The organism is Pseudomonas sp. AC112 (genome assembly GCF_979253545.1).
The window spans coordinates 2,556,540-2,570,515 of the sequence record NZ_CEEDCM010000001.1 but is presented as its reverse complement, the minus strand read 5'-3'; the positions used below and the strand labels follow the sequence as shown (position 1 = coordinate 2,570,515).

Annotated in this window: 13 protein-coding genes; 9 read left to right on the top strand and 4 right to left on the bottom strand. The window is 59.3% G+C overall.

Annotated features, from left to right (window positions below; translation table 11 throughout):
* Positions 1–244 precede the first annotated feature (244 nt).
* The gene (locus AC0IYN_RS11835; protein ID WP_457240552.1) at positions 245–1,600 is read right to left on the bottom strand and encodes an OprD family porin; all 1,356 of its coding nucleotides are present in this window, start codon (positions 1,598–1,600) and stop codon (positions 245–247) included.
* Between the two features lie 370 nt (positions 1,601–1,970).
* Between AC0IYN_RS11835 and tauA the strand changes: the two genes are divergently transcribed.
* Positions 1,971–2,957, top strand: a complete 987-nt coding sequence (tauA, locus tag AC0IYN_RS11830; RefSeq protein ID WP_457248923.1) for a taurine ABC transporter substrate-binding protein — start codon at positions 1,971–1,973, stop codon at positions 2,955–2,957.
* Positions 2,958–3,036: 79 nt separating this feature from the next.
* Here tauA and argA read toward each other — a convergent pair whose 3' ends face one another.
* Positions 3,037–4,338, bottom strand: coding sequence for an amino-acid N-acetyltransferase (argA, locus tag AC0IYN_RS11825; protein WP_122427232.1), 1,302 nt, complete (start codon positions 4,336–4,338; stop codon positions 3,037–3,039).
* A gap of 135 nt (positions 4,339–4,473) precedes the next feature.
* Positions 4,474–5,622 (bottom strand): acetylornithine deacetylase, encoded by a 1,149-nt coding sequence (argE, locus tag AC0IYN_RS11820; protein ID WP_078050632.1) that lies wholly within the window; start codon positions 5,620–5,622, stop codon positions 4,474–4,476.
* 158 nt (positions 5,623–5,780) lie between these two features.
* Between argE and AC0IYN_RS11815 the strand changes: the two genes are divergently transcribed.
* Complete coding sequence (locus tag AC0IYN_RS11815; protein WP_471841510.1) at positions 5,781–7,148, top strand: CYTH domain-containing protein; 1,368 nt, start codon at positions 5,781–5,783, stop codon at positions 7,146–7,148.
* Positions 7,149–7,215: 67 nt separating this feature from the next.
* Here the strand turns inward: AC0IYN_RS11815 and AC0IYN_RS11810 are convergent, their stop codons facing one another.
* Positions 7,216–7,686, bottom strand: a complete 471-nt coding sequence (locus AC0IYN_RS11810; RefSeq protein ID WP_010207358.1) for an Lrp/AsnC family transcriptional regulator — start codon at positions 7,684–7,686, stop codon at positions 7,216–7,218.
* Between the two features lie 127 nt (positions 7,687–7,813).
* Here AC0IYN_RS11810 and AC0IYN_RS11805 point away from each other — a divergent pair, with 127 nt between their 5' ends.
* The 7 genes from AC0IYN_RS11805 (at position 7,814) to AC0IYN_RS11775 (ending at position 13,907) form a co-directional block, all read left to right on the top strand.
* A complete protein-coding gene (locus tag AC0IYN_RS11805; protein WP_457267933.1) occupies positions 7,814–8,152 on the top strand; it encodes a hypothetical protein in 339 nt (112 codons plus the stop codon).
* Between the two features lie 84 nt (positions 8,153–8,236).
* Positions 8,237–9,916 (top strand): GspE/PulE family protein, encoded by a 1,680-nt coding sequence (locus AC0IYN_RS11800; protein WP_471841509.1) that lies wholly within the window; start codon positions 8,237–8,239, stop codon positions 9,914–9,916.
* A gap of 77 nt (positions 9,917–9,993) precedes the next feature.
* Positions 9,994–10,914, top strand: a complete 921-nt coding sequence (locus tag AC0IYN_RS11795) for an SPFH domain-containing protein (protein ID WP_078050636.1) — start codon at positions 9,994–9,996, stop codon at positions 10,912–10,914.
* A 10-nt stretch (positions 10,915–10,924) separates the two neighbouring features.
* Positions 10,925–11,371 (top strand): NfeD family protein, encoded by a 447-nt coding sequence (locus AC0IYN_RS11790; protein WP_034110117.1) that lies wholly within the window; start codon positions 10,925–10,927, stop codon positions 11,369–11,371.
* Positions 11,372–11,440: 69 nt separating this feature from the next.
* A complete protein-coding gene (locus tag AC0IYN_RS11785; RefSeq protein ID WP_003176799.1) occupies positions 11,441–11,755 on the top strand; it encodes a DUF2388 domain-containing protein in 315 nt (104 codons plus the stop codon).
* 188 nt (positions 11,756–11,943) lie between these two features.
* The gene (locus tag AC0IYN_RS11780) at positions 11,944–12,609 is read left to right on the top strand and encodes an outer membrane protein (protein ID WP_457240366.1); all 666 of its coding nucleotides are present in this window, start codon (positions 11,944–11,946) and stop codon (positions 12,607–12,609) included.
* A 155-nt stretch (positions 12,610–12,764) separates the two neighbouring features.
* Positions 12,765–13,907 (top strand): DegT/DnrJ/EryC1/StrS family aminotransferase, encoded by a 1,143-nt coding sequence (locus AC0IYN_RS11775; RefSeq protein WP_457240365.1) that lies wholly within the window; start codon positions 12,765–12,767, stop codon positions 13,905–13,907.
* The last annotated feature ends 69 nt before the right edge of the window (positions 13,908–13,976 follow it).

The window sequence follows — 13,976 nt, the reverse complement described above, 5'->3', positions numbered from 1 at the left end:
CGGATTATTTAAAAAGAATAAATATCGATTTATCTAGACGATAAAAGAATATTAAAAATCTGTTCATTGGACGTATTCGAAGGCGAGGAGCACCATCGTTTCCAAGGTTCGAGAAGGCCTTGAGACGCTGTACACAGAGGGGTTCAGGAAGGGCCTGCGGGGGTTTGGCCCGACCTGAAAGCAAGACACCTTGCCCGGTGTTGCACCGGGCAAGGTTTTGCACACTTACAACAGCTTCACGCTACTAGAACAGTGGCAGCGAGTAGCTGACGATCAGACGGTTTTCGTCCTGGGAACGGGTGTTCGCCAGGTCGGTACGCCACATAGCGTTTTTCCAGGCGACGCCGAGGTTTTTCAGCGGGCCTTCTGGAATCACGTAGGCAACGGTGATGTCGCGCTCCCACTCGGATTGACCGGTGGTTTCGGCACGGCCAGCGTTGTTGGCGATGGTGTCGATGTCGCTACCTTTAAGGTAAACAACGCCAGCGGTCAGGCCAGGTACACCGACTTTTGCGAAGTCATAGGCGTAGCGAGCTTGCCAGGTACGCTCGCCAGCGCGGGCGAACTTCTGGATTTGCATGTCGGTCGTGATGTAAGCCGACGAGCCGTCACCCTGGTTCAACCAAGGGAAGTCGCTGCTGCCATTGCTGACCTGGTAACCACCACCGAAGGTGTGGCCGGCAACGGTATACAGGAACAGGCCGCTGTACAGGTTGTTATCGACCTTGCCTTTACCGGCGTTGAAGTTGTTGTAGTTACCGCTGGAGTAGTAAGCGGCGGTGTCGCCATTCTTACCATCGTCCGAACTGTTGAAATAACGCAGGTCAGACTTCAAAACGCCCGGGCCGATTGCCCAGTTGTGGGTCAGACCCAGGAAGTGCTGCTTGTAGAAGTCTTCCAGATTGCCGTAGTAGTACTGGGCAGTCAGGTCCTTGGTCAGCTTGTAGTCACCACCAGCGTAGTAGAACTTGTTGCTGAATGTACCGGTTCTGTAGTTAGAGCTACCGTTGGCGCCACCGATCGACAGATTTTCGTTGTTGCTGGAGTTACGGCCCTTGGCCTTTTCCACCTGACCAGCAACCAGGGTCAAATCCTTGATGTCGTTGGTAGTGATCTGGCCACCTTGGAAGGTTTGCGGCAACAGACGACCATCGTTGGTCACGATAACTGGCAGCTTAGGCTGCAAGGTGCCCAGCTTCAGTTCGGTTTGGGAGATTTTGACCTTACCGGTTACGCCCAGGCTCGCGAAATCGTTGACCGCGCGGTTACCGTCGCTCGGGAACACAGTACCGCCGGACGAAGTGCCGGTGATGTTACCGCTGGTGCCACGGCCGGAATCGAGACGCACGCCGTACAGGCCGATTGCGTCAACGCCGAATTGAACGGTGCCTTGGGTATAGCCCGAAATGAAGCGCAGATCGAAGCCTTGGCCCCACTCTTCGTTCTTGGACGGCTTTGCAGCACCATCACGGTTATCGGTGTTGATGTAAAAGTTACGCAGCCCCAGTGTTGCCTTGCTGTCTTCGATGAAACCGGCGGAGTTTGCCTGTTGGGCAATCGCAGCTACAGCCACGGCCAACGCCAATGTTGACTTCTTCATGTACCGCTCCTCTCATTTCTAATTTTTGTATTTCTTTGGTCTCGGGTCTGACGCCCTCGATCCACAGATGCGCGATTAGCGCCAGATAGTGACTACCAAGTCAATCGTAACCTTGTGTGTCTACTACCTTCGTCTAATCGCAGTTGATTTGGTCCCTGCAGGGTAATGAGTTTTTCATACACCCAAAAAGAATTGTTTCATTCTTTTTCATACGATTCGGGAATAAGCCTTTGCATGACACGGACAAGTCAGGGTAGACGAACCGCTCCATAAGCTAATTCCTAAAGGGTATTTGTTAGCGCTTTTTTAGATCGTTTAGTGTGGCCGTACTGTTGCATACGTCACCCACGATCAAAAAGGCGACGCCATCATGGCCAAACGCACATCCTCCCGTCAATTTGTTACAGTTTTTGTGTCACTAATACTTTCTTTTGGTGTCAAAGCCGCCGATTTAACCATCGGCTACCAAACCGGCATTGATCCCAGCAAAGTCCCACAGGCCGACGGCCTGTATGAAAAGGCCATTGGCGAGAAGATCGCCTGGCGCCGGTTCAACAGTGGGCCGGAAGTCGTAACGGCTATCGCCTCCGGCGATGTGCAAATCGGCAACCTCGGTTCCAGCCCCCTCGCTGCAGCAGCTTCGCGCAATCTACCCATCGTCGCGTTTATCGTATCGGCCCAGATCAATACTTCTGAAGCATTGGTGGTGCGTACCGGCAGCGGCATCGAAAAACCCGAAGACCTGATCGGCAAGACCATCGCCACACCTTTTGTCTCCACCTCTCATTACAGCCTGCTCGGCGCACTGAAGCACTGGGGCCTGGATAACAAGCAAGTCAAAGTGGTGAACCTGCAACCCGCCGAAATTGCCGCCGCGTGGAAACGTGGCGACATCGACGGCGCTTTTGTCTGGTCACCCGCGCTCGGAGAGATCCGCAAGACCGGCAAGACCCTGACAGACGCGGCCCAGGTGGGTCAGTGGGGCGCACCAACGTTTGAGGTGTGGGTGGCACGCAAGGATTTTGTGCAAAAACATCCTGACGTAGTGGCCAAATTTGCCAAGGTCACGCTGGACGCCTTCGCCGACTACGCCGCCCATAAAGATGCCTGGACGGTGGATTCCGAGCCGGTACAGAAAATCGCCAAACTGACAGGTTCAAACGCCGCCGATATCCCAGAGCTGTTGGCCGGCACCACGTTCCCGGATGCGCAGGCACAGCAGACTGACGCGCTGCTTAAAGGCGGCACGGCGAAGGCGATTGGGGAGACGGCGAAGTTCTTGAAGGAACAAGGAAAGGTTGAGGCAGTGTTGCCAGACTATTCAGCGTACGTGACCGACAAATTCGTCAAGCCCTGAACCCTGTGGGAGCCGGCTTGCCGGCGATGGCGCCCTTGAAAACACCATCGCCGGCAAGCCGGCTCCTACAGAATGGGGATTACAGGGCCTTCTCGAAAATCTTCGAATTACGCTGATAGTTGTACAGCGACGCCCGCGCCGACGGCAGGCGATCCACGCTGCTCGGCACAAACCCCCGCTCACGGAACCAGTGGGCGGTGCGGGTAGTGAGGACAAACAAGGTCTTCAAGCCCTGGGCACGGGCACGCGTCTGGATTCGCTCCAGCAACACATCACCCCGCGCGCCGTGACGGTACTCCGGGTTCACCGCCAGGCACGCCAGCTCACCCGCGTCCGAATCCGCGATCTGATACAGCGCCGCACACGCGATGATCATGCCTTCGCGCTCCACCACGCTGAACTGCTCGATCTCACGCTCCAGCACCTCCCGCGAGCGACGCACCAGGATGCCCTGCTCTTCCAACGGGCTGATCAAGTCGAGCAAGCCACCGACGTCTTCAATCGCCGCTTCGCGCACCAGTTCGAATTGTTCCTGGGCTACCAGCGTACCGCCGCCGTCCCGGGTGAACAGCTCAGTGAGCAAGGCGCCGTCTTCGGCGTAGCTGACAATATGGCTGCGCCCTACTCCACCCCGGCAGGCCTCGGCGGCCGCATCCAGCAATTCAGCCTGATAGTTACTGCTGCCCAGGCGCTGCAAATGAGCCGGCACTTGTTGCGGGCGCAGTTCGCGCACCAGGCGACCGTTTTCATCGATCAGGCCCATGTCTGCGCCGAACAGCAGCAGCTTGTCAGCGCCCAGGTCAATGGCGGCGCGAGTGGCGACGTCTTCGCAGGCCAGGTTGAAGATTTCACCGGTCGGCGAGTAGCCCAACGGCGACAGCAGCACGATCGAGCGTTCATCCAGCAGGCGGTTGATACCCTTGCGGTCGACACGGCGCACTTCGCCGGTGTGGTGGTAGTCGACGCCTTCCAATACGCCGATCGGACGCGCCGTCACCAGGTTGCCGCTGGCCACCCGCAGGCGCGAACCCTGCATCGGCGACGAGGCCATGTCCATGGACAGGCGCGCTTCGATGGCAATACGCAGCTGGCCAACCGCGTCGATCACACACTCCAGCGTCGCGGCATCGGTGATGCGCAAGCCTTCGTGGTACGCCGGGGTCAGGCCGCGTGCTTCAAGGCGCGCTTCGATCTGTGGGCGCGAACCGTGGACCAATACCAATCGCACGCCCAGGCTGTGGAGCAGCACTAGGTCGTGGACGATATTGCCGAAGTTGGGGTGTTCCACACCGTCGCCGGGCAACATGACCACAAAGGTGCAGTCGCGATGAGCGTTGATGTAAGGGGAAGCGTGACGAAGCCAATTAACGTAGTCGGGCATGGAACCTGGGCCTGTAATAAAAAGCAGCCGAAAAAGGATGGATCGTGAAAGCGCACAGCAGGCTGATGGTTATCGTCGGAACAGGCTTGGCGACACGCTCACTCTCCTTCTATGTACGAACAGGCAGGGGTTAATTTATGCAGGTTTCAGGCAGTAATGTTCGATCAGTTCCCGCAATAGACGCACTGTAGGCGTCAAGCGTGACATTTCGAGGTACTCGCCCGGCTGATGGGCGCAGGCGATGTCGCCAGGGCCGAGCACCAGGGTTTCACAACCCAGGCGCTGAAGATAAGGCGCTTCGGTGCCGAACGCTACTGCTTCGGCACGGTGGCCGGTCAATCGTTCCGCAACCCGCACCAGTTCGGCATCTTCCGGCTGTTCGAAGGGTGGTACTTCGGGGAACAGTGGCGCGTAATCAATCTTGACCTGATGGCGCTCGGCCAACGGCTGGAGCTTCTGCCGGATGGCATCGCGCAGCACCTGCGGGTCCATCCCGGGCAGAGGGCGCAGGTCGAATTCCAGGGAACACTGGCCGCAGATGCGGTTGGGGTTATCACCGCCGTGGATGCAGCCGAAGTTCATGGTCGGTTGCGGCACACTGAATTGCGGGTTGCGATACTCGCGCTGCCAGGCCAGGCGCAAACCACGCAGTTCGCCAATGGCGTCGTGCATGGCTTCCAGGGCGCTGTGGCCCAGGCGGGGGTCCGATGAATGGCCGCTTTGGCCAAGGATGTCGATGCGTTCCATCATCACGCCTTTGTGCAGGCGGATGGGCTTGAGCCCGGTCGGCTCGCCGATCACCGCGGCGCGACCCAGCGGGCGCCCCGCTTCGGCCAGTGCGCGGGCGCCGGACATGGAGCTTTCTTCATCGCAGGTCGCAAGGATCAGCAGTGGCTGCTTGAACGGCTGATCCAGCAGCGGCAACACCGCCTCGATGGCCAAGGCAAAAAACCCCTTCATGTCGCAACTGCCCAATCCGACCCAACGGCCGTCTACTTCCGTCAGCTTGAGCGGATCGGTCTTCCACAGCGCCGCGTCATAGGGGACGGTGTCGCTATGCCCCGACAGCACCAGGCCACCAGGGCCACTGCCGAAGCTGGCCAGCAGGTTGAATTTGCCAGGGCTGACTTGCTGGATGTCGATGGCAAAACCCAGGTCACCCAGCCAACTGGCGAGCAAATCGATCACCGGGCGGTTGGTCTGGTCGAGAGACGCCTGGGTGCAACTGACCGACGGTGCGGCAATCAGCGCGGCAAACTGCTCTTTCATGGACGGTAACGGCATGCGCGGTCTCTCTACTTCCCGGATGAGCCTCACTATAGAACCATCTGCACGACACAATAAACCGTTGCGGCACGTTGCCGGGCTCAGTCCTGTACACTGCACGACCTTGGCAGCCACTCTTTTCCCCGGCTGCGCTCCCGATCCTGGATTTTCCGGCCATGCAGAAAGAAACTGAAATCAAGCTCCGCGTCAGCCGCGAGACCCTCGCCGCGCTGCGTGAGCACCCGCTCCTGAAAAAACGCAACAAAAGTGGCTGGGAACGCCGTGAGTTGATGAACCAGTACTTCGACACCCCCGAGCGCGACCTGGCCCAGGCCAAAGTCGCCCTGCGCTTGCGCAAGGACGGTGACGACATCATCCAGACCCTCAAGACCCGTGGCCAAAGCGTCGCCGGCTTGTCGGAACGTAACGAGTACAACTGGGAATTGCCCAAAGCCAAGCTCGATGTGAAGAAGCTCGACGGCGAATGCTGGCCCGAGCAACTGGCCGAGTTGGACAAGAAAACCCTCAAGCCGATCTTCACCACCGACTTCGTGCGTGAACGCGCCGAAATCGCCTGGGGCCGTGGCAAGGCCAAGGTGGTGATCGAAGCCGCCCTGGACCTCGGCCATGTGGTGGTCGGCAAGCAGAAAGAAGAAATCTGCGAACTCGAACTGGAACTGCGCGAAGGTGAGCCGGCCGCGTTGCTGGAACTGGCCGCCGAACTGGCCGCGACCCTGGCGCTGATGCCCTGTGACATCAGCAAGGCCGAACGCGGCTACCGCCTGTACGACGCCAGCAGCTACTCCCTGAGCATGCCCGCGCCACAACTGCACGCTGAAATGCCACTGGACGACGCCTTCGCCGCGATCATGTGGCACCTGCTCGGCAGCAGCCAGCGCCTGGCCGAGCAATACCGGTTCAATGGCCACTGGCGTCTGCTGCAGGACTGGGTCGACAACCTCGGCGAACTGCGCGCCCTGATCGGTAGCCTCGGCCAGGCCGCACCGCGCCAATCCACCAGCGAACTGCGCAGCGCACTGGATGCATTGCTTGAAGACTGGCGCCCGCTGGTTCAGGCCGGTGATGACGATGAAGACATTCGCAAAGCCGCGCCGGAACAATTCGTCGAAGAATTGGACGACGTGCGCTGGGGCCTGTTCTCACTGAACGCTTCGCGCTGGCTGCTGGCCCGCACCTGGACCGCAGACCGCAACGTACGGGGCAACCGCCAAGGCGCTGCGCAGATCACCAACTGGCTGCCGCGCCTGTTGGCCGACGATGCCGTCGCCCTGCAACTGCCGCGCTACCAACAACAGCCGGAAGACCTGGCTGAGCAACTGCCGCGTATCGAACGTATCCAGGCCTGGCTGCACCACGCGCGTCAGGTGGTGGACATCCCGGAACTCGACCGCCTGTATGGCGAGCTGAACAAGCTGGTTCAGCTGGCCAACCAGCCAATCACCGACGAGTCGCTGGATGCGCGGATGCATCAGGCGATTGCGGTGTATCAGAACCGTGCCTGGAAGACCTTGTTGCGTCTGTAAGTTCGCTGTCGCCGGCTCCTGCACTGTCCCTGTAGGAGCCGGCTTGCCGGCGATAAGGCCATCCCTGTCAGCGCAATACTGGCAGGCTGGTGGTGGACTTGATCTCGGACAACGCCACAATCGAGTTGACCTCCTGAATCCCCGGCACCATCGACAGTTTCTCAAAGAAAAACCGCTCATACGCCTCGATGTCCGAGGTGACGATGCGCAGCAGAAAATCCACCGCCCCCATCAGCACATAACACTCCAATACTTCCGGAAACCCACGAATCGCATCGGTGAACTCGGTGAAGTTGGAACGTCCGTGGGCGTTGAGTTTTACCTCGGCGAAAATCTGCGTATTGAGGCCGATCTTCTTGCGGTCCAGCAGGGTCACCTGGCCACGAATCACGCCCTCTTCTTTCAGCCGCTGGATCCGCCGCCAGCACGGTGACTGAGACAGCCCCACCTGTTCGGCGATCTGCGCGCTGGAAAGCGAGGCGTCCTCTTGCAACAGAGCCAGGATACGGCGGTCGTAGGCGTCCAGCTCGCTGTGCATATAAATACCTGTTATGGCGCTTATCTTGAATTGAATGAGTCGATTAATCGAATAACAGGCTCATCTTAGATAAGAAATCTCCCGAGGCGAATGTAAAAATTTCTCCAGCCGATTTAGGAGAGCCCGCATGCACGCCGTCGAAACCACCCACCCTGTTACCCGCGTTGATGCGTGGGCCGTGAATAGCGCCCATTGCCAGGCGCACTACCGGATCGTCGCGGAGGCGGAGCCGGACGTGTTGTGCCGGGTACTCAACTTTTTCGCCCTGCAGTTCCTCACGCCTCAGCAGGTCACAGCGTGCCGGGAAGACGATCTGCTGCACCTCGACATCGTGATCGATGGCTTGAGCTGGCACCGCGCCCAGGTGATCGGTGAAAAGATTCGAAACCTGATCAGCGTTTGCACGCTGGATCTGTGGTCCGCCGATTCCGTGGGGCCTGCGACGGTGGTGGCCGTCGCCCAGTAAAAGCCTGCAATACACGCGGGGAGGTGGATAGCCAGAGCCTGGCTAGCCTGGGATTCATGCCTACTGCCTCCCAGGAAATCCACCATGCTTGTCGATCAACGATTGGAACTGCATCAGCTGTTGCCGGCTTTGGTCGAAGGGCGACTGATCACTCCCGAAGTCGCGCAGCACTTGTCGGCATTGCCGGCCAGCAACACCGAGCATCCCCTGGAGCGCATCGCAGCCCTGGGTCCTCACCTGGAAACCCTGACCGAATGGCTTGCCCAGCAGGCCGGGCAACCTTATCTGCGCATTGATCCCTTGAAGATCGACGCGGCAGCGGTAGTGCCGCTGATGTCCCAGGCATTTGCCCAGCGCCACGCCATCCTTGCCGTAGCGGTGGACGCGCAGACCGTTACCGTCGCCAGCGCCCAGCCCTACGTCAGCAGTTGGGAAGCCGGGCTGGCCCAGGTGCTCAAGCGTTCGATCAAGCGCGTGGTCGCCAACCCCCAGGACATTGCGCGTTGCATCGGTGAGTTCTATCGGTTGGCCAAGTCCGTCAGCGGTGCCGACCAAAAGGTCGCGGCGCCCGGCCCTGTCGACCTGCTCAACCTCGGCGCCAGCGACCAGGAACCGGATGCCAACGACGCGCATATCGTCAATATCGTCGACTGGTTGTTGCAGTACGCTTTCGGCCAGCGCGCCAGTGACATCCACATTGAGCCGTGCCGCGAACACGGCCGCGTGCGCTTTCGCATCGACGGTTTGCTGCATGACGTCTATCAGTTTCCGCCCCAGGTCACGATGGCCGTGGTCAGCCGCCTGAAAAGCCTGGGGCGTATGAACGTGGCGGAAAAACGCAGGCCCCAGGACGGTCGGGTCAAGACCAAAAGTCCCACGGGGGTGGAGGTGGAGTTGCGCCTTTCCACCTTGCCGACAGCGTTTGGCGAGAAACTGGTGATGCGTATTTTCGACCCGCAGGTGCTGCTCAAGGGCTTTGACCAGCTGGGTTTGTCCGTGGATGACCAACAGCGCTGGCACACCATGACCCAGCAAACCAACGGCATCATCCTGGTCACCGGCCCGACCGGTTCCGGCAAGACCAGCACGCTCTACACCACGCTCCGACAACTGGCGACCCGCGAGATCAACCTGTGCACGGTGGAAGACCCTGTCGAGATGGTCGAGCCGGCGTTCAACCAGATGCAGGTGCAGCACAACATCGACCTGACCTTTGCCAGCGGCGTCCGCGCTCTGCTGCGCCAGGACCCGGACATCATCATGATCGGCGAGATCCGCGACCAGGAAACCGCTGAAATGGCGATCCAGGCTGCGTTGACCGGGCACCTGGTGCTGTCGACCCTGCATACCAACGATGCTCCCAGCGCGATCAGCCGCTTGCAGGAGCTGGGCATTGCGCATTATTTGATCAAAGCCACGTTGCTGGGCGTGATGGCGCAACGGTTGGTGCGGGTTCTGTGCCCCCACTGCAAACGTGCGCAGGGGGAGGTCCACGAAGCGGTGGGGTGCGTTGAATGTCGCAACAGCGGGTATCGGGGGCGGGCCGGCGTTTACGAAATCATGGTGTTGAACGAGGAACTCAAGACTCTGATCACGCCAGGGGCCGATGTGCAGGTGCTGCGCCAGGCCGCGGTGGCCCAAGGCATGTGCAGCCTGCGCAGGGCCGGCCTGCAAAAAGTCGAAGCGGGGCTGACCACGATGGCGGAAGTATTACGGGTGACCCCTGGGGATTCGGTAACAAATCCTTTGTTTGTTACGCGGTGAAACCGTTCTTATCGGTGACAAGACCGTTACAATCGGCCGAACGTCGTTTCACTGACACCATCAGATAGGGAATCGCTATGCAGATCGGAACCGTACTGCTTCTTTTCGTGGGTTTGGCCATCGCCATCCTGTTCATGGGCTTCAAGGTCGTCCCCCAGGGTTACCAGTGGACGGTCGAGCGTTTCGGCCGCTATACCAACACCCTCAAGCCTGGCCTGAACATCATCATCCCGATCATGGATCGCATCGGTCGCAAGATCAACGTGATGGAAAGCGTGCTGGATATCCCGCCCCAGGAAGTCATCACCGCCGACAACGCCACCGTGCAGATCGACGCCGTGTGCTTCTTCCAGGTGGTCAACACTGCCCAGGCCGCCTACGAGGTCAACAACCTCGAACACGCTATCCGCAACCTGCTGCAAACCAACATCCGTACCGTGCTCGGCTCCATGGAGCTGGATGCGATGCTCAGCCAACGTGACGGCATCAACGAAAAACTGCTTAAAACCGTGGACGAAGCCACCGCGCCATGGGGTATCAAGATCACCCGTATCGAGATCAAGGACATCAGCCCGCCCGCCGACCTGATGGCCGCCATGTCCGGCCAGATGAAAGCCGAACGGATCAAGCGTGCACAAATCCTCGAAGCCGAAGGCCTGCGCGCCTCGGCGATCCTGACCGCAGAAGGCAAGAAGCAGGCGCAGATCCTCGAGGCCGAAGGTAGCCGGCAGGCGGCGTTCCTTGAGTCCGAGGCCCGTGAGCGTCAGGCCGAAGCAGAGGCCCGTGCGACACAGGTGGTGTCGGAGGCGATTGCGTCGGGCAACGTGCAAGCGGTCAACTACTTTGTTGCGCAAAAATACATCGATGCCCTGGGCAAGCTGGCGTCAGCCAACAACAGCAAGGTCATCCTGATGCCGCTGGAGGCCAGCCAGGTGATCGGCGCGGTCGGCGGTATCGGCGAGATCGTCAAGGCAACGTTCGACAACAAGAAAGGCTGAGGCCAGCGCCATGTGGGATTTCCTGCAGCATCTCTCGTTCTGGGATTGGCTGGCACTGGGCACGGTGCTGTTGATTCTTGAAGTATTCGGCGCCGGCGGCTACCTGTTGTGGATGGGTATCGCGGCGGCCGCCGTGGGTGTCATCAAGTTCCTGGTGCCACCCCTTGGGCTGGAATGGCAGCTCCTACTGTTTGCCGTGTTGTCGATCTTGACGGCGGTGTACTGGTGGAAGCGCCAGCGCAGTAGCGCCAAGGCCAGTGATCAGCCGGGTCTCAATGAGCGCGGCTCGGAGCTGATCGGGCGCACCTTCATGGTGCACCAGGCGATTGTCGATGGCCGGGGCAAGGTAAAAGTCGGCGATGGCGTATGGATGGTGACCGGGCCTGACAGCCCCGTAGGCGCTCAAGTACGGGTGGTTGGCCAGGAAGGCGTGGTTTTAAAGGTTGAAACTGTTTAGTCGGTGATGGAACTCGGTTGGGTTAACTACAATCATAAAGTACAGATAACCCACCCGGAGTCACCCATCATGCGTCTCAAATATGCTGTCGCAACCCTTGCTGTGCTTTCCCTCCCTGTCGGTTCAGCCATGGCCGACAGTTTCTGGCGCAACGTCATCTCGTCGGGTGCAACCACCGGCTCGACGTACTTGACCTTCAAAGACCACAAGCTGGTGGTTGCCGCGCAAGACGACGCAGGCAGCTTCGTTGCCAGCGACGGCGGCATCCGTGGCCCGTACCTGGAAGCCGCGATGCAGAAAGTCCGCGCCGATAACCCTGGCCTGCAGGCCACGGACATGGAGCTGGCCAACGCCATCCTCGCGAAAAACGCAGTGACCGAATAACTCGGGCTGTATAAAAAATGCCGCTGTTAACAGCGGCATTTTTTTGTCCTCAATTCCTACGGTCATCGTCGCTGGGCACTACGCAAGCATTGCTGCTTTCCCAACTGAACACAGAGAAGTCCTGTCGAGCCTCAGTCTGCGGGGCAACAAGCTAAGGGTTCCTTTTTAAATAAAGCGAATCACTGCCCATGCACAAGATTGCCTACGCACTGCTGCTCTCTGCATTTACCACCGCCTACGCCCAGGCAGAAAGCTGGTACGGATCAGCCAAAATCAACAGCGCTCGCCAGAACCTCTCCAGTTCACTGCTCACCAGCCCGCGCGTGACGGACAGGGTGGACGCCCCGGACAGCAGCAAAGCATTCGTCGCCTCTTTCGCCGCCGGCTACGCCTTCGACAATGGCTGGCGTCTGGAAGGGGAATACACGATGCCGAACGACTCGACATTCAAGTCCTACTGGGCCCCCTTCAATGCCAACGTCAACAGCCTGCATGTCCAGAGCCAACGCTTGATGCTCAATGGCTATAAAGACATCCCGATCAACTCATGGTTATCGTTCTACGGTATGGCCGGGGTAGGTGTCGCTCGCATTGAAGCCGAGGGCTTTCAAACCAATGAGACCCGTCGTTTCGCCAATAACCGTCAGCATAACTTCGCCTACAGCGTAGGCTTGGGGCTGGAAGCCAAGGTCAGTGAGCAAATCACGCTGGGTACTGGTTACCGTTACATCGCCATGGGCGATGTTGAAACCGGCTACAACACCTTCGCGAACCGCGTGAACGCCCGGGATGAACAACTCAAAGGCAAGCTCAAGGAGCAGAACCTGTTTCTGGAAGCGCGTTACGCCTTCTGACCGCAGAAAATGCCGCTGTAGAAGCGGCATTTTTTTGCCCGGACGGTGACGTTTCATTCACAGGCGACAGGCTATATTCAGTCAAGCCGTGCAACCATGCCGGTACTGATACCTCGCTTACTCATCGCCAACCTGAAACGGATGCCTTCGTCGTCATGAGCCAACAGCCCTTCCTGCCGTTTTCCAAACCCACCATTGATGAAGCCACCATCTCGGCGGTCGGTGATGTATTGCGCTCGGGCTGGATCACCAGCGGGCCGAAAGTGCAGGCCTTCGAGGCGCAGTTGTCGGAATATTTTGGTGGCCGGCCGGTGCGCACCTTCAACTCGGGCACCTGCACCATGGAGATTGCCTTGCGCATCGCCGGTATCGGGCCGGGTGATGAGGTCATCACCACACCAATCTCCTGGGTTGCCACGGCCAACGTGATCCTGGAGGTGGGCGCCACCCCGGTGTTCGCCGACATCGACCCGGTGACCCGCAATATCGACCTGGCCCAGGTAGAAGCGGCCATTACCCCGCGCACCAAGGCGATCATCCCGGTGTACCTGGCCGGCCTGCCGCTGGACATGCCAATGCTGTATGCACTGGCGAACAAGTACAACCTGCGCATCGTCGAGGACGCCGCCCAGGCGCTGGGCTCCAGTTGGGATGGCGAGCGTATCGGCGCGACTGGGGATTTTGTCTCGTTCAGCTTCCAGGCCAACAAGAACATCACCTCTTCCGAGGGCGGTTGCCTGGTATTGAACAACGCCGAAGAAGCGCGGCTGGCAGAGAAATATCGCCTGCAAGGCGTTACCCGCACGGGCTTCGACGGCCTGGACGTAGACGTGCTGGGCGGCAAGTTCAATATGACCGACATCGCCGCCGCCATCGGCCTGGGGCAATTTGCCCATATCGAGAAGATCACCGCCCACCGCCAGCACCTGGCGCGTCACTATTTCAAATGCTTTGGCAGTGATTTTGAACAGCAATACGGCGCGCAGCTGCCGCCGGCTGATTTCGAAAACAGCAACTGGCACCTGTTCCAACTGGTACTGCCCGAGCGTCAGGACGGCCTGCCGGCTCGCGCCACCTTTATGGAGCAGATGCAGGCCCACGGTGTGGGCATCGGCTACCACTACCCGCCGATCCACCTGCTAAGCCTTTATCGGGCGCAGGGGTTCAAGGAGGGCATGTTCCCGGTCGCAGAAAAGGTGGGGCGTTTGATCGTGTCGTTGCCGATGTTCACGGCGATGACAGAGGCGGATGTGGAGCGGTCGGTGGCAGCAGTGAAAGCGGTTCTGAAAGCGAACTAAGCACTCACAACTGACACAATCCAATGTGGGAGCGGGCTTGCTCGCGAAAGCGGTGTATCAGAAACACAT